This is a genomic window from Mesorhizobium sp. WSM4840, from assembly GCF_055811755.1.
The window spans coordinates 123,241-142,941 of the sequence record NZ_JBVVQD010000002.1; the positions used below are offsets into that span (position 1 = coordinate 123,241).

21 protein-coding genes and 1 pseudogene are annotated in these 19,701 nt (G+C 61.6%); 17 read left to right on the forward strand and 5 right to left on the reverse strand.

Annotation, left to right across the window (positions count from 1 at the left end; all coding sequences use genetic code 11):
- Positions 1 to 147: 147 nt before the first annotated feature.
- Both AC0L3I_RS04045 and AC0L3I_RS04050 read right to left on the reverse strand, forming a co-directional pair.
- Entirely contained in the window at positions 148 to 666 is a 519-nt protein-coding gene (locus tag AC0L3I_RS04045; protein ID WP_473526067.1) for an A24 family peptidase, read from the reverse strand.
- 153 nt (positions 667 to 819) lie between these two features.
- Entirely contained in the window at positions 820 to 990 is a 171-nt protein-coding gene (locus AC0L3I_RS04050; RefSeq protein ID WP_473526068.1) for a Flp family type IVb pilin, read from the reverse strand.
- 355 nt (positions 991 to 1,345) lie between these two features.
- On the opposite strand from AC0L3I_RS04050, the gene AC0L3I_RS04055 reads away from it, so the two are divergent.
- From AC0L3I_RS04055 to AC0L3I_RS04115, 13 genes and pseudogenes are all read left to right on the forward strand, one after another.
- Complete coding sequence (locus tag AC0L3I_RS04055; RefSeq protein WP_192358289.1) at positions 1,346 to 1,768, forward strand: pilus assembly protein N-terminal domain-containing protein; 423 nt, start codon at positions 1,346 to 1,348, stop codon at positions 1,766 to 1,768.
- Between the two features lie 151 nt (positions 1,769 to 1,919).
- Positions 1,920 to 2,480, forward strand: a complete 561-nt coding sequence (locus AC0L3I_RS04060) for a TadE/TadG family type IV pilus assembly protein (protein WP_473483809.1) — start codon at positions 1,920 to 1,922, stop codon at positions 2,478 to 2,480.
- A 36-nt stretch (positions 2,481 to 2,516) separates the two neighbouring features.
- Positions 2,517 to 3,137 carry a TadE/TadG family type IV pilus assembly protein gene (locus tag AC0L3I_RS04065; RefSeq protein WP_473526069.1) on the forward strand — a complete coding sequence of 207 codons (621 nt, stop codon included), beginning with the start codon at positions 2,517 to 2,519 and terminating at the stop codon, positions 3,135 to 3,137.
- Between the two features lie 250 nt (positions 3,138 to 3,387).
- Positions 3,388 to 4,626: a phosphopentomutase gene (locus AC0L3I_RS04070; protein ID WP_473483815.1), complete on the forward strand. Its 1,239-nt coding sequence runs from the start codon at positions 3,388 to 3,390 to the stop codon at positions 4,624 to 4,626.
- A complete protein-coding gene (gene mutM / locus AC0L3I_RS04075; RefSeq protein ID WP_473526070.1) occupies positions 4,619 to 5,527 on the forward strand; it encodes a bifunctional DNA-formamidopyrimidine glycosylase/DNA-(apurinic or apyrimidinic site) lyase in 909 nt (302 codons plus the stop codon). Before AC0L3I_RS04070 ends, mutM begins: the two co-directional genes overlap by 8 nt.
- 77 nt (positions 5,528 to 5,604) lie before the next feature.
- Positions 5,605 to 6,378, forward strand: a complete 774-nt coding sequence (locus tag AC0L3I_RS04080) for an enoyl-CoA hydratase (RefSeq protein ID WP_123146531.1) — start codon at positions 5,605 to 5,607, stop codon at positions 6,376 to 6,378.
- Between the two features lie 181 nt (positions 6,379 to 6,559).
- Positions 6,560 to 6,826: a 30S ribosomal protein S20 gene (rpsT, locus tag AC0L3I_RS04085; protein WP_029356919.1), complete on the forward strand. Its 267-nt coding sequence runs from the start codon at positions 6,560 to 6,562 to the stop codon at positions 6,824 to 6,826.
- A gap of 844 nt (positions 6,827 to 7,670) precedes the next feature.
- Positions 7,671 to 9,215 (forward strand): chromosomal replication initiator protein DnaA, encoded by a 1,545-nt coding sequence (dnaA, locus tag AC0L3I_RS04090; RefSeq protein ID WP_095493587.1) that lies wholly within the window; start codon positions 7,671 to 7,673, stop codon positions 9,213 to 9,215.
- Between the two features lie 299 nt (positions 9,216 to 9,514).
- Positions 9,515 to 10,633: a DNA polymerase III subunit beta gene (gene dnaN / locus AC0L3I_RS04095; protein WP_095493588.1), complete on the forward strand. Its 1,119-nt coding sequence runs from the start codon at positions 9,515 to 9,517 to the stop codon at positions 10,631 to 10,633.
- 25 nt (positions 10,634 to 10,658) lie between these two features.
- Positions 10,659 to 11,825, forward strand: coding sequence for a DNA replication/repair protein RecF (gene recF / locus AC0L3I_RS04100; RefSeq protein ID WP_473526071.1), 1,167 nt, complete (start codon positions 10,659 to 10,661; stop codon positions 11,823 to 11,825).
- A 222-nt stretch (positions 11,826 to 12,047) separates the two neighbouring features.
- Positions 12,048 to 12,803 carry a molybdopterin-synthase adenylyltransferase MoeB gene (locus tag AC0L3I_RS04105; protein ID WP_473526072.1) on the forward strand — a complete coding sequence of 252 codons (756 nt, stop codon included), beginning with the start codon at positions 12,048 to 12,050 and terminating at the stop codon, positions 12,801 to 12,803.
- Positions 12,804 to 12,806: 3 nt separating this feature from the next.
- Positions 12,807 to 13,046 carry a hypothetical protein gene (locus tag AC0L3I_RS04110; RefSeq protein WP_473526073.1) on the forward strand — a complete coding sequence of 80 codons (240 nt, stop codon included), beginning with the start codon at positions 12,807 to 12,809 and terminating at the stop codon, positions 13,044 to 13,046.
- Between the two features lie 100 nt (positions 13,047 to 13,146).
- Positions 13,147 to 13,389 (forward strand): annotated as a pseudogene (locus tag AC0L3I_RS04115) (GNAT family N-acetyltransferase); the annotation flags it as partial.
- 23 nt (positions 13,390 to 13,412) lie between these two features.
- Here AC0L3I_RS04115 and AC0L3I_RS04120 read toward each other — a convergent pair.
- On the reverse strand, positions 13,413 to 14,414 hold the full coding sequence (locus tag AC0L3I_RS04120) for a 2-hydroxyacid dehydrogenase (protein ID WP_123146526.1): 1,002 nt from the start codon (positions 14,412 to 14,414) through the stop codon (positions 13,413 to 13,415).
- Between the two features lie 157 nt (positions 14,415 to 14,571).
- On the opposite strand from AC0L3I_RS04120, the gene AC0L3I_RS04125 reads away from it, so the two are divergent.
- A complete protein-coding gene (locus AC0L3I_RS04125; RefSeq protein ID WP_473526074.1) occupies positions 14,572 to 15,129 on the forward strand; it encodes an SH3 domain-containing protein in 558 nt (185 codons plus the stop codon).
- A gap of 78 nt (positions 15,130 to 15,207) precedes the next feature.
- Here AC0L3I_RS04125 and irrA read toward each other — a convergent pair whose 3' ends face one another.
- Entirely contained in the window at positions 15,208 to 15,639 is a 432-nt protein-coding gene (gene irrA / locus AC0L3I_RS04130; protein ID WP_473526075.1) for an iron response transcriptional regulator IrrA, read from the reverse strand.
- Positions 15,640 to 15,883: 244 nt separating this feature from the next.
- Here irrA and fabA point away from each other — a divergent pair, with 244 nt between their 5' ends.
- The 3 genes from fabA (at position 15,884) to fabI (ending at position 18,564) form a co-directional block, all read left to right on the forward strand.
- The gene (fabA, locus tag AC0L3I_RS04135) at positions 15,884 to 16,402 is read left to right on the forward strand and encodes a 3-hydroxyacyl-[acyl-carrier-protein] dehydratase FabA (protein ID WP_023802127.1); all 519 of its coding nucleotides are present in this window, start codon (positions 15,884 to 15,886) and stop codon (positions 16,400 to 16,402) included.
- Positions 16,403 to 16,518: 116 nt separating this feature from the next.
- A complete protein-coding gene (fabB, locus tag AC0L3I_RS04140; RefSeq protein WP_123147394.1) occupies positions 16,519 to 17,739 on the forward strand; it encodes a beta-ketoacyl-ACP synthase I in 1,221 nt (406 codons plus the stop codon).
- 12 nt (positions 17,740 to 17,751) lie between these two features.
- Positions 17,752 to 18,564 (forward strand): enoyl-ACP reductase FabI, encoded by an 813-nt coding sequence (gene fabI, locus AC0L3I_RS04145; RefSeq protein ID WP_473526076.1) that lies wholly within the window; start codon positions 17,752 to 17,754, stop codon positions 18,562 to 18,564.
- 107 nt (positions 18,565 to 18,671) lie between these two features.
- Here fabI and AC0L3I_RS04150 read toward each other — a convergent pair whose 3' ends face one another.
- Complete coding sequence (locus AC0L3I_RS04150) at positions 18,672 to 19,685, reverse strand: class I SAM-dependent methyltransferase (protein WP_473483836.1); 1,014 nt, start codon at positions 19,683 to 19,685, stop codon at positions 18,672 to 18,674.
- Between the last annotated feature and the right edge of the window lie 16 nt (positions 19,686 to 19,701).

A 19,701-nucleotide genomic window follows, 5' to 3' on the forward strand; every position in this document is an offset into this window, starting at 1 on the left:
ATTAATTTAAGGTTTACATAAATTTGAGGCATCCGGTCCGGCCCGCAAAAAGGCGGCCGAGCCGCCTGCTCAAACGCCGAATCGAAGAAGGGAAGGCTGGCCTGACGAGGGAAGGATGGCCTGACGAGGGAAGGATGGTGGCGAGAATTAAGCCGCCAGCCTTGCCAGCGCCCACGCCATCAACGGCGAGTTCGGAAAGGTGAGCAGCCCGCCAATGCCAAGCGCGATGCCATAGGGAACGCCTGATGTCTCGTCGGCGAAGTGGCGTAGAAACGGATTGTGGCTTGTGACGGCCGCAAGCGGCGATTTCCGATAGACGAGGATGGCGAGCGTCAGCAGGCCACCGATGAATGTCGAGGTTACGAGATATTCGACGAGATGGATGTTCAGTCCCATCCAGATGGCGGTGGCGGCCAGCAGCTTGGCGTCGCCGCCTCCCATGCCGCCGAGCGCGAACAGACCGAAGGTTACGGCGAGAACCAGGCCGCCGGCGGCGAAATGCCAGCCATAGGTTGCCCAGTCCATGCCCGTCAGCGGCGCGACCAGGGCGAAGACGGCCACAAGCAGCACCGGCACGCGATTGGCGATCGTCATCGACAGCATGTCGGAGATCGCGGCAAAGAGCATGCAGAACGGAAAGACGACGAAGATCAGGGCTTCAAGCATCGGCGCGGGCCTATGGTCAACTATGCCTAGCCCAGCCTAGACATGTTCGATTAACGATTGATGAGGTTGCGAGCTGAAAAACTGCCGGTACGACGAAACAGGGCCGCCAGTGAGGCGGCCCTGTTCTGGAAAACGACCGGACTTCGTGATCTGTTACGAATTGTTGATCGAAGTGGCGATCCCGTTGAACTTCGCGTTCAGCGCGTCGCCCAGCGAGCCGGCGCCGACCATGATGGCGAGCGCGATGAGAGCGGCGATCAGACCGTATTCGATAGCGGTCGCGCCGGATTCGTCCTTCACAAAACGTGCAATGAGATTAGACATTCGAGAGCTCCTACTCCAGGTGTTACAGCAATTCCGTCAACTTCTCTTGGCGGCTGATCGGATGCTGCTAATCTATGGAGAAGCTCTTTCGATCGGCTTAATAAACAGCCTTACCGATTCCTTTCCGGCTTCGATGACATGGCGTGGTTAACCGTAAACTAAGTGACGCCTAATGGACCCGACCGGCACGTCAAAGGGCGCGAAAGCCGCAATTCACCGATTGGGAAAGGGGCGATCCGCTTCAGGCGATCACGATGCCAATCCCGACATCATCACGCCTCCCCATCCGCTTAACCGTTGGTTCACCAATCTCGTTCATGTTCCGTTGAGCAGTTTGCCGCCGTGGAGCACTTCAATGACCGGGCCGAGATCGTCCTTTCCGATTGTCGCGCTTCTTGCCGCCACGGCCTTTGTCGTGCCGGCCAAGGCTGGTGCCGGCATCGAGGTCACGATGAACCAGGCGAAGATCGTCAAACTGTCGCGCGCCGCCGATACGATCGTCGTCGGCAACCCGGCGATCGCCGACGCCGCCGTGCAGGATGCTTCGACGATCGTGCTGACGGGCAAGGGCTTCGGCGTCACCAACCTCGTTGTCCTAGATCAAGAGGGCCGTCCGATCGTCGACGAGCAGATCACCGTGGTGCGACAGGACGCGTCGTCGGTGCGCATCTATCGGCGTGCCGAAATACAGACCATGTCCTGCACGCCGTATTGCGAGAGCTCGTATAAAAGCGATGCGGAGAAGGCCTCGGAAGCCGAGATGAGCGCCGGCCGGTAGCGACCTGACCGTCTCGTCTCGCTGAAATGCCGCTTCGGTTGTCGGCCCGTTAAAACCTTTCCCTCGAATTTAACGATCATCCAAACCGCACCTCAATGGGTTTGCGCTAATGCTCCCTCCGACACCCCTTCAGGATCGGCAGGCCCGGGACATGAGCAAAGCAGGACCAGCAGGCTTTTCAGCGCGCTTCCTTGGCGACCGGCGCGGCAGCACGGCTTTGGAATTCGCGATGCTTGCGGTGCCATTTGCGCTCCTCGTCTTTGCCATACTGGAGAGCTGCATTTCATTTGCCGGGCAAGAGGTGATGGCCAATATCGCCGACGATGTCGCGCGCCAGCTACGGACGGGCCAGATAAGGCAGGCCAATGTAACGGAGGCCACGCTGAAGACCATGATCTGCAGCCGGCTGGAAATCATGGTCGCCAAGGACTGCCCCGGATTGCTGGTGGATCTGCGCGAATATCCGACCTTCGCCGATGCGGCCTCCGCACGCTTCAAGATCCAAGACGGTGAGATCGTGCTGACGCAAGGCACGAGTGCGAAGACCTTCTCGGTGGCCCCGGGCTTGGCTGAATCGATAAACATGCTGCGGGTTTTTTACAAATGGCCCGTCATGACCGATTTCATGGCCAAGTCGATGGCCAATCTGAAAGACGGCAACACGCTGCATTTCGCATCGGTGACCTGGCAGAACGAGCCGTTCGACAACTGAAAACGCACCGTCGCGTGGGTGAAAAAGGACGATGGCATGGGGCGTGCGGAGGCACATCAGGGGATCGCTGGAATCTGCACGAAAGCCATCCGGTTCTGCTGCGATCGCCGCGGTGTCGCGGCGGTTGAGTTTGCCTTCATCGTGCCCGTCCTGCTGATCATGTACTTCATGACCATGGAAGCCTCGCAAGCCATCGAAACCAGCAAGAAGGTCAGTCGCATCGGCAGCATGGTGGCGGATCTCGTTACCCAGCAGCAGACCATCACGGCAGCCGATCTCAATGCGATCATGCAGATCGGCAACTCCACCCTTCAGCCGTACAACCGATCGACCCCGGAAATCATCATCACCGCAATCCAGGTCACGGACGAAGCGACGCCGAAGGTGGTGGTCGTTTGGTCACGCAAGATGGTCGGTGGCGCCTTCAGCGCCGCCGCCGCCAAGAACTCCATCACCACGGTTGCACCGACGCTCGAGATCAAGGGCACCTTTCTCATTCGCGTCGAAAGCAATCTCGCATACCAGCCGATCATTACCTGGTCGGCGGACAGTGAGAAACGGCTTGGATTGAGTTCGGCTTTCGACTCGATATCGATGGGCGAAACCTATTATCTCAGGCCCCGCAGAAGCCCAACGATTCCCTGCAGCACCTGCTGACCGCGCTCGACTCCGATCGCCATTGCTATCGGCCGTTACCTGACGCCGGGCGCAGGATGGCTGCGGCCATCGTGGCTCTGCTGGTGCGGCCTGGTCGAACGCACTACGCGCCGAATGGCGGGGATGACATCGGCACGGTTCGTGGCCACATCTCAACTATCGCGCCAAGCCGTCTGCTTCCGAATTGCCAATGTCGGCGCGGCCCCCTATGTCTGGGCGGACAGACAAACGATAATAATGAACCCCTGCAATGGCGCGCGCCTTTCTTTTTGTTCTCGATTCCTTCGGCATCGGCGGCGCGGCTGACGCCGAGCGCTATGGCGACGCCGGTTCCAACACGTTCGGACACATCGCCAGAGCCTGCGCGGAGGGCCGGGCGGATCGCGAGGGGCTGCGCAAAGGCCCACTTTTCGTACCCAACATGCTCTCGCTCGGCCTGGGTCACGCGGCGAAAACAGCGACGGGATTCAGCATCGACATCGGCAGCAAGGTCCAGTTCGCCTCCGCCTTCCATGGCGCGGCGCAGGAGATTTCGAGCGGCAAGGACACGCCATCGGGCCATTGGGAAATCGCCGCCTTGCCGGTCCGCTTCGACTGGGGCTATTTCCCGGACACAGTTCCCGCCTTTCCAGCCGATCTGACCGAAGCGATCATCCGCGAAGGAGAGGTGCCGGGCATTCTCGGCAATTGCCATGCCGCGGGCACCGAGATCATCGAGCGTTTCGGCGAGGAGCATATCCGCACCGGCAAGCCGATCTGCTACACTTCGGTCGACTCCGTCCTGCAGATCGCCGCGCATGAAGTTCACTTCGGACTGGAACGGCTCTACGAATTCTGCAAGGTGGTGCGCAGGCTGGTCGATCCGCTGAACATCGGACGGGTGATCGCGCGGCCTTTCATTGGGGAAACCGCCGCCAGCTTCGAACGGACGCACAACCGCCGGGACCATTCGGTGCCGCCGCCCGAACCGACCCTGCTCGACCGGTTGACGGCGCGCGGCAGCCGGGTCATCGCGGTCGGCAAGATCGGCGACATCTTCGCCCATCGCGGCATATCGGAAGTACGCAAGGCCGCCGGCAACATGGCGATGTTCGACAAGGCGCTCGGCGCGATGGATGACGCGGGCGACGGCGATCTCGTCTTCGCCAATTTCGTCGATTTCGACACAGAGTTCGGCCATCGGCGCGACGTTGCCGGCTATGCCGCCGCGCTCGAAGCCTTCGACCGGCGGCTGCCGGAGGCGCTTGCACGGCTGAGGCACGGCGACCTTCTCATCCTCACGGCCGACCATGGCAACGATCCGACCTGGCAGGGCACCGATCATACACGCGAACGCATTCCGGTGATCGGCACGGGACCAGGTTTTGGCGGCGACATTGGGCTCAGAACGACGTTCGCCGACATCGGTGAAACCGTCGCCGAGCATCTTGGGCTGGCACGCGGCCGTCACGGCACCTCCTTCTATACAACGATAGGCGGCCATGCCTGAGTTGCCTGAGGTCGAAACGGTGCGGCGGGGCCTGCAGCCGGTTCTGGAAGGCGCCCGCATCGCCCGCGTCGAGACACGCCGGCCCGACCTGCGCTTTCCGTTTCCCGAAAAATTCTTGGAGAGGCTGACCGGCAAGACGATTACGGCGCTCGGCCGCCGGGCCAAATACCTGACGATGCATCTCGAAGGCGGTCCGGTGCTGATCTGCCATCTCGGCATGTCGGGTTCGTTCCGCATTGAAACGTCCGATGACGGCGAAATGCCCGATAGCAGCAAAATGTTGGGCGCGTTTTATCTCGAGCGCTCGAAAAGTGCGGTGCACGACCATGTCGTCTTCCATATCGTCTCTCCCGAAGGCGCCCGGTCCCGTGTGACCTTCAACGATCCGCGCCGTTTCGGCTTCATGCTGTTTTGCGAAGGGGCGCCCGACACGCATCCGATGCTGGCGGGGCTGGGCGTCGAGCCGACAGGCAATGCTTTGGACGGCGAGCTGCTCGCCTCGCTGCTGAAAGGCCGGAAGTCGCCGCTGAAGGCAGCACTTCTCGATCAGCGGTTGATCGCCGGGCTCGGCAATATCTATGTGTCGGAGGCCCTGTGGCGCGCCGGTCTGTCGCCGTTGCGCGAGGCAGGCACCATCGCAAAGCCTGGAAAGAGGGCCAAACAGCAGCGCGACGCCCTTGCCGAAGCAATCCGCGCGGTGATTGCCGATGCGATCGCCGCCGGCGGATCGTCGCTGCGCGACTATGTGCAGACCGACGGGTCTTTGGGCTATTTCCAGCATTCGTTCGCGGTCTATGATCGCGAGGGCGAACCCTGCTCCAAGCACGGCTGCGGCGGCCACATAGAGCGCATCGTGCAAAGCGGGCGTTCCACCTTCTACTGCCGGACTTGTCAGTTGTGAGCTAGGTGCCGGGTGTGACCTAGATGCCAAGCTGGACGCCAGATGTAAGCCAGATGACCGAGTGAGGAGATACAGTCATGGCCCATGAAACGATTATCGTCGAAATCCGCGGCAAGGTCGGGCTGATCACGCTGAACCGGCCGAAGGCGCTCAATGCGCTGAACTCTCAGGTCCTGACGGAAGTGGTCGCGGCCGTGAACGGCTTCTGCGCGAATGCCGACATCGGCGCGATGGTCATCACTGGCTCCGAAAAAGCCTTCGCGGCAGGTGCGGACATCAAGGAAATGCAGGCGATCTCCTTTGTCGACGCCTATGTGCAGGATTTCTTTGTCGGCTGGGAAGAGTTCACCCGGGCGCGCAAGCCTGTTATCGCGGCGGTGGCCGGCTATGCGCTTGGCGGCGGCTGCGAACTGGCGATGATGTGCGATTTCATCATCGCCGCCGACAACGCCAAATTCGGCCAACCCGAGATCACGCTCGGCGTCATGCCGGGCATGGGCGGATCACAGCGCCTCACCCGCTTCGTCGGCAAATCGAAGGCGATGGACATGTGCCTGACCGGACGGATGATGGATGCGGCGGAAGCCGAGCGTTGCGGCCTGGTGTCACGTGTCGTGCCCGCCGTCGAGCTGCTCGAGGAGGCGTTGAAGGCGGCAGCCAAGATAGCCGATTTTTCGCTGCCGTCGGTGATGATGGCGAAAGAGGCCGTCAACCGCGCCTATGAAACGACACTGGCCGAAGGGCTGCGGTTCGAGCGCCGGCTGTTTCACTCGTTGTTTGCCCTCGATGACCAGAAGGAAGGCATGGCGGCCTTTGCCGAGAAGCGGAAGCCAAATTTCACGAACCGATAGATCGTGACGACAGCGGCCAGAAGCGAGCGACAGCAGCGGCCAAAAAGAAGGCGAAGCAGCGTTGACGCGCCGGAAAAGCTGAACTATAAGCCGCACCAACCGAGGCGGCCCTGTGGCTGCCCGTTTGTTTTTGCGCCCTGCGACATCCCGCATGCGCCCACCAGATCAGAAGAGAGGCATCATGGCCAATACCTCCTCGGCCAAAAAGGCAACGCGCAAGATCGCCCGTCGCACGGCGATTAACAAGAACCGCCGCTCGCGCGTGCGGACCTACATCCGCCAGGTCGAAGAGGCGCTCGCCTCGGGCGACAAGGCTGCCGCGCAGGCTGCTTTCAAGGTGGCGGAACCGGAATTGATGCGCGCCGCGACCAAGGGCGTGGTGCACAAGAATACGGCATCGCGCAAGGTGTCGCGCCTGGCCCAGCGACTCAAGGTGCTGTCGGCCTAATATACCTTTACTGATCTTGCCTTCTTCAAGCCCGGCCGCTCGTGCCGGGTTTTTCGTTTGCCGGCAAGTACTTAAAAAGAAATCTCCCAAACAGACACTCCGCACGATTTCAATGTTCGAAATGCTTTGCCGGCATATACATGCCTGCTGATAGGCGCAGCCGCTGAAAGCGTTCACGGCAAAAATATCAGCTGTCAAAAATAAACTTTATTTTTCAATAAGTTATTGACGGTCATCCACAGCTTGTTCACATCTGGCGCGAGGGACGGGGAACATTTGCCTGTCAAGAAAATTATTTCAGAAAATTTCGCGCGAGGCGGCCTTTTTCATATTCGCCGGAAAAGGGTTTGAATCACAATGGCTTTGTCAAAACATGCCAGTGCAACGCAGGCTCCGAACCCCTCTGCGCTAACCACATTCCTTAAAAATCCGTTAGTCGTGGCCTTGCCCTATCCACAGCGATTTCGTTAATGTCGGTCTATCGAGAGGGACGGGCCGTTGGCCCTTAACCCAGCCTGAATCGGCCAGCAAAAATGGCAGAATTCGTGACGTGGATCATTTCCGCGTACGGGCTTGGTTTGTCTTTTCGATACGGTAGGGGATTGGCGTAATTGTACATGGCAGATCAATAACGCGCCGGCGTTTTCGCCGGAGGGAATTGTATTGCCCTGACATGACCAAAGCGGGCTGGCTCTGATGAGGCGGCGCCGGTTCCCTGACAATGAGGCGACATCATCTGCCGGCGGCGGCGATGGTGTCGCAGCAAGGACACGGTCGCCGGAAACATGGATGCAGGAGGCGCATTCCCGGCGGAAAAAGGTACAAAAGGACAAGGAACTCGATCATGCAGAGCGGCATCGAAAGGGAGCTTACGGGCGACCTCCCATTCCCTGGAACCTTAACCGAAGGGGACGATATGTCGGCTTCCATCGACGCGGAACAAAAGTTCGACCGGGTCAAGGCCCAGTTGAAGGCGCGTCTGGGAACCGAAGTCTATTCGAGCTGGTTCGGACGCATGAAGGTCGCCGAGGCGTCCCGGGGCATTGTCCGCATCTCGGTTCCCACCGCCTTCCTGCGCTCGTGGATCAACGGCCACTATCTCGACCTTATCGCCGAGCTGTGGAAACACGAGGATCCTGAAATCCTCAAGATCGAGATCGTGGTGCGCACCGCTACCCGCCCGGGGCGCAACGGCGTCGAGCCCGAAGTGGCCCCGGCGCGCAAGATGACCAGGCAAGCGCAAACGGCGCTGGCCGCGGGAACAGCAAGCCCCGGCAGGTTGGAGCGGGTACCGGCACCTCGCCCGGGAACGCCTGCAGAGACCGAGTTCCGGCACAATGTGCTCGGTTCGCCGCTAGACCCGCGCTACACGTTCGGCTCCTTCATCGAGGGACCGTCAAACCGGGTGGCCTTCGCCGCCGCCAAAGCGGTGGCGGAATCGCAGTCGAGCGCGGTGCGCTTCAATCCGCTGTTTCTTCACGCGACGGTGGGACTGGGCAAGACTCACCTGCTGCAGGCGATCGCGGCGGAATCGCTGAAGCAGAATCCGAAGTCGCGTGTAGTCTATCTCACCGCCGAATATTTCATGTGGCGGTTTGCCACCGCGATCCGCGACAACAACGCACTGACGCTGAAGGAACAGCTGCGCGACATCGATCTTCTCATCATCGACGACATGCAGTTCCTGCAAGGCAAGTCGATCCAGCATGAATTCTGCCATCTGATCAACATGCTGCTCGACAGCGCCAAGCAGGTGGTGGTCGCAGCCGACCGGCCGCCGTCGGAACTGGAATCGCTGGAGCCTCGCGTCCGCTCGCGCCTCAACGGCGGCGTCGCGCTCGAAATGTCGGCGCCGGATTTCGCCATGCGGATCGGCATGCTCAAGCTGCGCCTTGCCACCGCCAAGGCCGATGATGCGTCGCTCGACATCTCGGAGGAGATCCTCAACCATGTCGCTCGCACGGTGACCGGCAGCGGGCGCGAACTCGAAGGTGCGTTCAACCAACTCCTGTTCCGCCAGTCGTTTGAACCGCAGATCACAATCGACCGCATCGACGAGATCCTCGGCCACATCTATCGTTCGGGCGAGCCGAAGCGGGTGCGCATCGAGGACATCCAGCGCATCGTCGCGCGCCACTACAATGTGTCGAAGACCGAACTTCTGTCTAACCGTCGCACGCGCACGATCGTCAAGCCGCGGCAGGTCGCAATGTACCTGTCGAAAGTGATGACACCGCGCTCCTTGCCGGAGATCGGACGGCGTTTCGGTGGCCGCGATCACACGACGGTGCTGCATGCCGTGCGCAAGATCGAGGATCTTTCAGGCGTCGACAACACGCTGGCGCAGGAGCTCGAATTGCTGAGAAGACTCATCAACGATCAGGCCTGACCGGCCCGAAAAACAAAAGCGCGTCGCATTTGGATGGCTGCGACGCGCTTGAAATCTTTGTTTTTTATGCATGTCGTTGCCCCACAACCGCTGCGCACTTTTGGGCGACAAGCATTGGCTTGCGGACTTCGCCAGTTTTATCCCCAGAAAGCCCGCGTAACCGGCCCGAACCGGTAGCACGGGCTTGCGCTTACGGGTTTTTTCCTGTCAGTTTGTGCAGATTCTGAGCCTGTTCAGAGCTTTCGCGGGTTGCCGCTTGCCGGAGACCCGCTCATTCATTCAAGCGAGCCTGTTTCGTCATGCGTGTTATCCTGGAACGGTCAAATCTCCTGAAGTCGCTCAACCACGTTCATCGCGTGGTCGAGCGGCGCAACACCATACCGATCCTTTCGAACGTGCTGCTTAGCGCCGAAGGCGCCACCCTCGAAATGAAGGCTACCGACCTCGATCTGGAGGTGACCGAAGCCACGCCCGCCAAGGTTGAGCGCGGCGGGGCGACGACGGTTCCGGCGCATCTGCTCTACGACATCGTGCGCAAGCTCGCCGACGGCGCGGAGGTCATGCTGAAGACCGACGAGGACGGCAACGCCATGACGGTGACCTCGGGCCGCTCAAGCTTCCGTCTCCAGTGCCTGCCGCAATCCGATTTCCCGGAGCTTTCGGCCGGATCGTTCTCGCATATCTTCCGGCTCGATTCGGTCGCGCTCAAGGGCCTGATCGAGAAGACCCAATTCGCCATCTCCACCGAAGAGACGCGCTACTACCTGAACGGCATCTATCTGCACACGCATGACGCCGACGGCAAGCTGAAGCTGCGCTCGGTAGCGACCGACGGCCATCGGCTGGCGCGCGCCGAGATCGACGCGCCGGCAGGATCCGAAGGCATGCCGGGCATCATCATTCCGCGCAAGACGGTCAGCGAACTGCAGAAGCTTGTCGACGACCCGGACGTCGCCGTGACCACCGAATTGTCCGACACCAAGATCCGTTTCACCATCGGCAGTGTCGTTTTGACCTCGAAGCTGATCGACGGCACCTTCCCGGACTATCAGCGGGTCATCCCCACCGGCAACGACAAGAAGCTGATCATCGACCGCCAGAGTTTCGCCGCCGCCGTCGACCGCGTCTCGACCATTTCGTCCGAACGCGGCCGGGCGGTGAAGCTTTCGATTGGAGAAGGCCAGGTCACGCTTGCGGTCAACAATCCGGATTCGGGCAGCGCCACCGAGGAACTCGCCGCAGACTATTCGTCCGATGCGATCGAAATCGGCTTCAACGCCAGATATCTGCTCGACGTCGCCGCCCAGTTGACCGGCACTGAGGCAAAATTCATGCTGGCGGACGCCGGTTCGCCAACGCTGATCCACGACATGGCCGACGAAACCACGCTCTACGTGCTGATGCCGATGCGGGTATAGGCCGGAACGAGGCCATCTTGCTGTCATGACCGGAGTTGCGAAGCAGCCTGAGCACGATCAGCAGACTCATATAAGTAAGCTGTCACTTACGAATTTCCGCAATTACGCAACGCTGTCGATCGGCCTCGACCCCGGCGCCGTGGTTTTTTCCGGCGACAATGGCGCCGGCAAAACCAACCTGCTGGAAGCGATTTCCCTGCTGACACCGGGTCGCGGCCTGCGCCGTGCACCTTATGCCGACGTGCCGCGTGAAGGCGGCGACGGCGGCTTTGCCATCCATGCCCGGCTCGATGGGCCGGACGGACCGGTCGAGATCGGCACCGGCATTGCAGGCGGCGATGCCGCCGGCGAGAGCGGCCGGCGGGTGCGGATCAATGGCGCGGCAGTGCGCTCGGCGGAGGACATGCTGGAATGGCTGCGCGTCGTCTGGCTGACACCGCCGATGGATGCATTGTTCACCGGGCCGGCCGCAGACCGCCGGCGCTTTCTCGACAGGCAGGTCCTGGCGATCGATCCCGGCCACGGCCAGCGCGCGCTCGACTACGAAAAAGCGATGCGCGGCCGCAATCGGCTGCTCGCCGAAGGCTCGCGTGACGGCGCCTGGTTCGATGCGATCGAGACGCAAATGGCCGAAACCGGTGTGGCGATTGCCGCGGCGCGTGCCGAACTGGTGCGCCTGCTCGCCGCCATGATCGACAGGCTGCCAAGCGCCGGTCCGTTTCCGCAAGCCGACATCGGCCTGTCCGGCGCGCTGGAAAGCGAAGTCGGCACCTCCGCGGCTGTCGATGTCGAGGAGCGGTTCCGCCAAGCGCTTGCCGAAGGCCGCGATCGCGACCGCGCCGCCGGGCGCACGCTCGACGGCCCGCACCGTTCGGACCTCGTGGTGCGGCACCGGCCCAAGGCGATGCCGGCCGAACTCTGTTCGACCGGCGAGCAGAAGGCGTTGCTGGTCGGCATGGTCTTGTCGCATGCCCGGCTCACCGGCGAGATGTCGGGCATGACGCCGATCCTGCTGCTCGACGAGATCGCTGCCCATCTCGACAGCGGCCGGCGCGCCGCGCTGTTCTCGATCCTGGAAGAGCTGAATTGCCAGGCTTTCATGACCGGGACCGATGCGGCGCTGTTTTCCAGTCTCAAGGGACGCGCGCAGTTCCTGACCGTCGATCACGGCACGGTCGGGCCAACCATTTGACTTCCTTGATATCGTTATCCCAAAACTGCTTCGCACCCCGATGGCCGAGCCCGAGGGCAGGCTTTTTGGCGCCCTGCATTGGCGCCTGACAAGGTTTTTCTCCCGCTAAAGCGCGTCGCGTTCGACCGGCCTCATGCGACGCGCTTTAGGTTGTTGTTTTATGCATGTCGTCATCGCAAAACCGCTGCACACTTTTGCGCGACATGCATATATGGTCGGGCGATGATCACCACCGCGCTCACTAACGAAGAACTCGAACGCTACGCCCGCCACATCGTGCTACCCGAGATCGGCGGCGCCGGCCAGCAGCGACTGAAGCGGGCTCGAGTCCTGGTCATCGGCGCCGGCGGCCTGGGAGCGCCGGTGCTTGAATATCTTGCCGCAGCCGGCGTCGGCACACTCGGCATCGTCGACGACGACAGCGTCTCGCTGTCGAACCTGCAAAGACAGGTGATCCACGGCACCGACACTGTCGGCATGGCGAAAACCGACAGTGCCAAAGCGGCCATCGCCCGCATCAATCCCAACGTCGCCGTGGAACTGCACAATCTCAGGCTGAAGGCGGACAACGCGCCTGCCCTCGTCGCCCGTTATGACATCGTCGTCGACGGTTCCGACAATTTCGAAACACGTTATGCCGCGGCCGACGCCTGCGCCGCGGAAAAGCGGCCGCTGGTACATGCCGCCGTCGGCCGCTTCGACGGCTCGGTGACCGTGCTGAAACCGTTCGAAGCCGGCGCGGACGGCAGGCCGAATCCAAGCTATCGCGATCTTTTTCCGGAACCGCCGCCACCCGGCCTGGTGCCATCCTGCGCTGTGGCCGGCGTACTCGGCGTGCTGACCGGTGTCGTCGGCACGCTGCAGGCTATGGAGGCGATCAAGCTGATCGCCGGCATTGGCGAGCCGCTGGTCGGCCGGCTGCTGCTTTACGATGCGTTGACAGCGCGCTTCGACACGATCCGCTACAAGAGAAACTAGACCTTGAGCCTGGTTTCCGTCGAGCAGCTTCCGGCCGATTTCGACCGTTGGGACGAGGTGCTGGCGCTGATCATGCGCGCCTTCGCCGCTATGGACGGTGTCATCGCTCCGCCATCCTCGGCGCATCGGCTCACGGTCGAAAATCTCCGGGACAAGGCCCGGCAAGAGGCGGGCTTTGCGGCGCTGAAGGACGGCAGGACCGTCGGCTGCGTTTTTGTTCTGGAGCGGGCCAACGATTTCTAAAGCGCGTCGCGTTTGACCGGCCTCATGCGACGCGCTTTAGGTTGTTGTTTTATGCATGTCGTTATCGCAAAACCGCTGCACACTTTTGCGCGACATGCATTACATCGGAAAGCTCGCGGTCGAACCGGACTTTCAGGGACAGGGCATTGCCAGGCAGCTGAAGCAAGCTGTCGAGGATCTCGCCCGCAACCGCAGCAAGCCTGCGATCGAGCTTCAGACGCGGATCGAACTGACTGGGAATCACGCGGCCTTTGCCCGGCTCGGCTTTCGCGAAACGGAACGGACAGCGCACAAGGGCAATGACCGTCCGACCTCGATTACCATGCGCAAGGTGATCTCGTAAGCCTACGCTAACTTAAGATGGCATCACGTCCGCAGTGGCAGTACGCGATCCGGTGGACGGTGGCCATCGAAGAAGGCGCGGATGTTGATGATCACCTTCTCGCCCATGTCGATCCGGCCTTCGAGCGTCGCCGACCCCATGTGCGGCAACAACACGACCTTGCCCTTGGCGGCGAGCTTTAGCAATTTGCTGTTCAGCGCCGGCTCATGCTCGTAGACATCGAGGCCGGCGCCGGCGATCTTGCCGTCCTGGATCAGCTTGACCAGAGAGTCCTCGTCGATGATGTCGCCGCGCGCTGTGTTGACGATGTAAGCGGACGGTTGCAGAAGCGCCAGCCGCCGCGCCGAAAGCAGGTGGAAGGTCGCCGGCGTCGACGGACAATTGACCGATATGATGTCCATGCGGGCAAGCATCTGGTCGAGGCTCTCCCAGTAGGTCGCCTCCAGCTCGTCCTCGACTGCCGGCAGCACGCGATGGCGGTTGTGATAGTGGATCGACAGGCCAAAGGCCTTGGCCCGTCGGGCGACAGCGGTGCCGATGCGGCCCATGCCGACAATGCCGAGGCGTTTGCCCCAGATACGCCGGCCGAGCATCCAGGTTGGCGACCAGCCGGCCCATTTCTTGTCGCCGGTCAGCACATTGGCGCCTTCCGCAAGCCGCCGCGGCACCGCCAGCATCAGCGCCATGGTCATGTCGGCCGTATCTTCGGTCAGCACGTTCGGCGTATTGGTGACGGTAATGCCCTTCTTCGCTGCTGCTGACACGTCGATCTTGTCGACGCCGTTACCGAAATTGGCGATCAGCTTGAGGTTGTCGCCAGCCTGAGCGATCAGCGCCGCGTCGATTTGATCGGTTATGGTCGGCACCAGCACGTCGGCTTCCTTGACCGCCGCGACCAGTTCCGGCTGCGTCATCGGCCTGTCTTCGACATTCAGCCGGGCGTCGAACAGCTCACGCATGCGGGTCTCGACCGGGTCGGGCAGCTTGCGCGTGATGACGACGAGGGGCCTTTTTCTGCCTACCATTGTTTCCTCGAACCCGACCTCGTTGAGACCTCTTTAACCAAGACAGGCGAAACTGCGGGCCGGTCGCGGTGCCAGTTCTTCATGTAACAAGAGGTTCCGCCGAAGACAAAGAAAAAGGGGCGCCAAGGCCGATGAGCCGGCGCCGAAAGGAATGAAAGTGTCTGGTTTCGCGTCGCTCCGTCTGGCCCTCAGCGCAGCATTTCTCGGCGCTCTCCTTCATTCCTCGCATGTGGCGGCACAGAATGCGGCAGCACCCGCCCAGAGCACAACGCTCGGCCCGAGCGGCCTGCCGCTGCCGCGTTTCGTCAGCCTGAAAGCGGGCCGCGTCAACTCCCGCGTCGGACCAGGCGTCAACTATTCCGTCGACTGGATGTATATGAAGCCCGGCCTGCCGATGGAGATCATTCAGGAATTCGACACCTGGCGTCGTGTGCGCGATGCCGACGGCTCGGAAGGCTGGATCAACCAGTCGCTGCTTTCAGGCCGCCGTACGGCGATCGTGGCTCCCTGGCAGCGGGGCAAAGATGCCCGAGTCAACCTTCTCGACGACCCGGAAAAGGATGCCAGCATCGTCGCGATCATCGAGCCGGGCGCCATGGGCACGATCAAGTCCTGTGACGGCCAGTGGTGCGAGATGACCTTCAACGGCCACACCGGCTGGCTCGCCCAGTCGCTTGTCTGGGGCGCTTATCCGGGCGAACGGGTCAAGAACTGACCTCATCTTGTCGGTCGGAATCACGGTCTAGAGGCCGATACAGGCGAGACGGTATCTCGCGGCCTTATGAAGCGCGGATCAATCGGAGCGTTTGGGGCGCAGCCTCACCACGATGTCGACATTGGCGATCTCCATGCCTTCCGGCGGCTCCGGCAGGTTGGAAACCGTGACAGGACCGCTGGGGATATCGAAGATCCTGTTTTCGCCTTCAATGTAGAAATGATGGTGATCGGAGGTGTTGGTGTCGAAGTAGGTCTTCGACCCCTCGACTGCCAGGATGCGCAGAAGGCCCGCCTGGGTGAATTGATGAAGAGCGTTGTAGACGGTGGCAAGCGAAACCGGCACGCCGGCGGTGATCGCCTCCTCGTGCAGTTCCTCGGCCGACAGATGGCGGTCGCCTTTGGCAAAAAGCAGATCGGCCAGCGCAATGCGCTGACGCGTCGGCCTCAGGCCAGCTTCGCGAACCCGCTTGTCCACAGAGACATTTTCCTTCCGGCAGCCCAGATCCATCTATCCGTCCAAGCTCAAAGTTTCGCCTCAAGATATGCCCAGAATGGCAAAAAACGAATATTGACCGAAACTGGACACCCCCCGACATATATTCTGTCGCCCGAATACGATCAATAGCGCGCATTGACCCAGGCAGACGGGCGGGTTAAGCGCAAACGCCGGTTTCCGGCCTGAAATAGATTGTGTTAGGAAACCAACGACAAGGGCGCGCTACCGCCCGGACGATTATTGGGGACGGAGATTGATGGCGGTTTCGAAATCCAGCTACGATTACGAGGAACTGCTTGCCTGCGCCCGCGGCGAGCTGTTCGGACCTGGAAACGCCCAGCTCCCCTATCCGCCGATGCTGATGTTCGATCGCATCACCGAAATCAGCGAGACGGGCGGTGCCTTCGACAAGGGCTTCATCCGCGCCGAATTCGACATCAAGCCGGACCTGTGGTTTTTCGCCTGCCATTTCATCGGCAATCCGATCATGCCGGGGTGCCTGGGCCTCGACGCCATGTGGCAACTGACGGGCTTCTATCTCGGCTGGCTCGGCGAGCCGGGCAAGGGCATGGCACTGTCGACCGGCGAAGTGAAATTCAAAGGCATGGTGACGCCGTCGGTCAAGAAGGTGGAATATGGCGTAGACTTCAAGCGCGTGATGCGCGGCCGGCTGGTGCTTGGAATCGCCGATGGCTGGCTGAAGGCGGATGGCGAACCCATATACGCAGCAACGGATCTCAAGGTGGGTCTGTCCAAGCAATCGGCCGCCGCCTAACCGGCGCCTTCACAGCGCCGCGAGTCCGCGGGACGCGCAAGGAAGCTGTAGAACTTTAATTTGCGCATGATCCTGGTCCGACAGGTTTCGGGTTCATGCGCTGGAAGGAGTTGCGAATGAGACGGGTCGTAGTGACGGGCCTCGGTATCGTGTCGTCGATCGGCAACAATGCCAACGAGGTGCAGGCCTCGCTCCACGATGCCAGATCCGGCATCAGCTTCTCCGATTCCTTCGCCGAACACGGCTTCCGCTGCCAGGTCTGGGGGGCGCCGACGCTCGACCCTTCCGCGCTGATCGATCGTCGCGCCATGCGCTTCCTGTCGCAAGGCGCGGCCTGGAACCATGTCGCCATGGACCAGGCTATCGTGGACGCTGGACTGGGCGAGAACGACATCACCAATGAGCGCACCGGCATCGTCATGGGATCGGGCGGACCGTCGACCCGAACCATCGTCGAAGCCGCTGAAACCACGCTCAAAAACGGCAGCCCCAAGCGCATTGGTCCGTTTGCGGTGCCGAAGGCGATGTCGTCGACCGCTTCGGCGACGCTCGCAACCTGGTTCAAGATCCATGGCGTCAACTATTCGATCTCTTCGGCCTGCTCGACCTCGGCCCATTGCATCGGCAATGGCTACGAACTGATCCAGTGGGGCAAGCAGGACATGGTCTTTGCCGGCGGCCATGAGGATCTCGACTGGACGATGTCGGACCTGTTCGACGCGATGGGCGCCATGTCCTCCAAGTTCAACGACCGGGCATCGGCCGCCTCGCGCGCCTATGACGTCGATCGTGACGGCTTCGTCATTGCCGGCGGCGCCGGAGTGCTGGTGCTGGAAGAGCTCGAGCACGCCAAGGCGCGCGGCGCAAAGATCTACGCCGAGGTCGTCGGCTATGGCGCGACCTCCGACGGCTACGACATGGTGGCGCCCTCGGGCGAAGGCGCGGTGCGCTGCATGCGGCAGGCGCTGGCGACCGTTTCTTCGCCGGTCGACTACATCAACACGCACGGCACCTCGACGCCGGTCGGCGACTCCAGGGAAATGGGCGCAATCCGCGAGGTGTTCGGCGACAAGATGCCTTTCATCACCTCGACGAAATCACTGACCGGCCATTCGCTGGGTGCGGCCGGCGTGCAGGAATCGATCTACTCGATCCTGATGATGCAAGGCGGCTTCATCGGCGAGAGCGCCCACATCGAGCAGCTCGATCCGGAATTCGAGGGCATGCCCATCGTGCGAGAGCGCATCGACGATGCCAGGATCGACACCGTTTTGTCCAACTCGTTCGGTTTCGGCGGCACCAACGCAACGCTGATTTTCCAGCGCTATTCCGCATAAGGATTGCCGACCATGGACGGATTGATGAAAGGCAAGCGTGGGCTTGTCATGGGTGTCGCCAACGACCATTCGATCGCCTGGGGCATCGCCCGAAAACTGTCCGAACATGGGGCAGAACTCGCCTTCACCTATCAGGGCGAAGCCTTTGGGCGCCGGGTCAAGCCGCTTGCCGACAAACTCGGCTCCTCGCTGGTCGTGCCTTGCGACGTCGAGGACAGCGCATCGGTTGCCGCTACCTTCGAGACCTTGGGCGAGGCCTGGGGAGGGCTGGACTTCGTCGTCCACGCCATCGGCTTTTCCGACAAGAACGAGCTGAAGGGCCTTTACGCCGACACCAGCCGCGATAATTTCGTCCGCACAATGGTCATCTCCTGCTACTCCTTCACCGAGGTCGCCCGTCATGCCGCCGCGCTGATGAAGGACAGCGGCTCGATGATCACGCTGACCTATGCCGGTTCCGTTCGTGTCATGCCGAACTACAACGTCATGGGCGTCGCCAAGGCCGGGCTGGAAGCCAGCGTCCGCTATCTCGCCAACGACTACGGCCCGCGCGGCATTAGGGTGAACGGCATATCCGCGGGACCGGTGCGGACATTGGCGGGCGCCGGGATTTCCGATGCACGCCACATGTTTTCCTACCAGCAGCGCAACTCGCCGCTGCGCCGTACGGTGACCATCGACGAAGTCGGCGGTTCCGCGGTCTACCTCCTGTCCGACCTGTCGTCAGGCGTCACCGGCGAAATCCACTATGTCGATTCCGGCTACCACATCGTCTCGATGCCGGCGCTCGACGAGCTGAAGCGGACCGACAACGTACGAGATTAATTCGGCCCGTAAAAATGCGACGGCCTTGCCGGCAAGCAGACTGGAACGATGGTCGAAGAGCGCGGCCATAGATACGGCGCCTTGCCGATCTGCACTGAACTCCGCGTTCAGCGGCGCGCCGCGAGAACCTTGAACATGCCGTCGCGGGCGATCTCGGCATGGCTGGAGAAGGCGGCCGCCAGCACCGGCTCGTAGGGAAGCTGACGGTTCGCCACCATGAACAGCCGCCCACCCGGCTTCAGCGCCTTTGCCGCGGCGCGGATCATGCCGGCACCGATCTCCGGCTCGGCCGCCCGGCTGCGATGGAAGGGCGGGTTCATGACGATGGCGTCATAGCGCCGCTCGACCGGCTCGCTCAAAAGATCGATCCAGAAGAAACCTGGTTCCGCCGCTGTATTGCCGATATTGCCTTTCGCCGCCTCCAGCGCATCGAACTCGGCCTCGTAGAGATCGAGCGCCGATATGCCAGGTGAGCAGGCGGCGACCTCGGCCGCCACATAGCCCCAGCCGGCACAGAAATCGGCAACGCTGCCACGCAGGTCCCCGGGCAGATTGTCGACCAGCAATTTCGAACCTGTATCGATCTTGTCGAAAGAGAACATGCCTGGCGCGGTGCGGAACCGGGCCTCGAGCAGAAGGGTTGGATTGGCGGCGCGAAGCGCTGCCGCGACCGCAGCATCGGCAGGTCGATGGAACCAGAAAGCGATGCCGTGATGTTTCGGCAAATGGCCGTCGAGCGGCACAAGCTCGCCGATGCGCTTGCGCAGGCTGGCAATACCATCGTCCTTGGCGCCGGCGACGATAATCGATCGGCCCGGCCTCACACGCTCAATCGCCTCAGCGATGCGCAATTCGTTTCGCCCGCGATGACGGCCGGCAAGCACCAGGGCCGCATCGAAACCTTCGCCTTCCAGCCGCGGCGTGACCGTGAAGCCCGACCCCTGCAGCGTGCGAAAATGCGGGCGGAAGCCTTGCACCAGATGCAGTGCCGCATCGAAGCCTGCGGGCAGGGGGAAACCCGGTTCAGCGCCGAGAAAGAGGACACGCTCGCCCTTACGCGGCAGGGAGACAGCCTCGGCCTCGAACGGATGGAACAGTGTCTTCAGCGGCTCGGCGGACATTCTTCGATCTCGAAAT

What these genes read in the sequence shown, in the direction of transcription:
- AC0L3I_RS04045 (WP_473526067.1), bottom strand. Translation starts at nt 666, where the DNA reads ATGCTTGAAGCCCTGATCTTCGTCGTCTTTCCGTTCTGCATGCTCTTT.
- AC0L3I_RS04050 (WP_473526068.1), bottom strand. Translation starts at nt 990, where the DNA reads ATGTCTAATCTCATTGCACGTTTTGTGAAGGACGAATCCGGCGCGACC.
- AC0L3I_RS04055 (WP_192358289.1), top strand. Translation starts at nt 1,346, where the DNA reads ATGACCGGGCCGAGATCGTCCTTTCCGATTGTCGCGCTTCTTGCCGCC.
- AC0L3I_RS04060 (WP_473483809.1), top strand. Translation starts at nt 1,920, where the DNA reads ATGAGCAAAGCAGGACCAGCAGGCTTTTCAGCGCGCTTCCTTGGCGAC.
- AC0L3I_RS04065 (WP_473526069.1), top strand. Translation starts at nt 2,517, where the DNA reads ATGGGGCGTGCGGAGGCACATCAGGGGATCGCTGGAATCTGCACGAAA.
- AC0L3I_RS04070 (WP_473483815.1), top strand. Translation starts at nt 3,388, where the DNA reads ATGGCGCGCGCCTTTCTTTTTGTTCTCGATTCCTTCGGCATCGGCGGC.
- mutM (WP_473526070.1), top strand. Translation starts at nt 4,619, where the DNA reads ATGCCTGAGTTGCCTGAGGTCGAAACGGTGCGGCGGGGCCTGCAGCCG.
- AC0L3I_RS04080 (WP_123146531.1), top strand. Translation starts at nt 5,605, where the DNA reads ATGGCCCATGAAACGATTATCGTCGAAATCCGCGGCAAGGTCGGGCTG.
- rpsT (WP_029356919.1), top strand. Translation starts at nt 6,560, where the DNA reads ATGGCCAATACCTCCTCGGCCAAAAAGGCAACGCGCAAGATCGCCCGT.
- dnaA (WP_095493587.1), top strand. Translation starts at nt 7,671, where the DNA reads ATGCAGAGCGGCATCGAAAGGGAGCTTACGGGCGACCTCCCATTCCCT.
- dnaN (WP_095493588.1), top strand. Translation starts at nt 9,515, where the DNA reads ATGCGTGTTATCCTGGAACGGTCAAATCTCCTGAAGTCGCTCAACCAC.
- recF (WP_473526071.1), top strand. Translation starts at nt 10,659, where the DNA reads ATGACCGGAGTTGCGAAGCAGCCTGAGCACGATCAGCAGACTCATATA.
- AC0L3I_RS04105 (WP_473526072.1), top strand. Translation starts at nt 12,048, where the DNA reads ATGATCACCACCGCGCTCACTAACGAAGAACTCGAACGCTACGCCCGC.
- AC0L3I_RS04120 (WP_123146526.1), bottom strand. Translation starts at nt 14,414, where the DNA reads ATGGTAGGCAGAAAAAGGCCCCTCGTCGTCATCACGCGCAAGCTGCCC.
- irrA (WP_473526075.1), bottom strand. Translation starts at nt 15,639, where the DNA reads ATGGATCTGGGCTGCCGGAAGGAAAATGTCTCTGTGGACAAGCGGGTT.
- fabA (WP_023802127.1), top strand. Translation starts at nt 15,884, where the DNA reads ATGGCGGTTTCGAAATCCAGCTACGATTACGAGGAACTGCTTGCCTGC.
- fabB (WP_123147394.1), top strand. Translation starts at nt 16,519, where the DNA reads ATGAGACGGGTCGTAGTGACGGGCCTCGGTATCGTGTCGTCGATCGGC.
- fabI (WP_473526076.1), top strand. Translation starts at nt 17,752, where the DNA reads ATGGACGGATTGATGAAAGGCAAGCGTGGGCTTGTCATGGGTGTCGCC.
- AC0L3I_RS04150 (WP_473483836.1), bottom strand. Translation starts at nt 19,685, where the DNA reads ATGTCCGCCGAGCCGCTGAAGACACTGTTCCATCCGTTCGAGGCCGAG.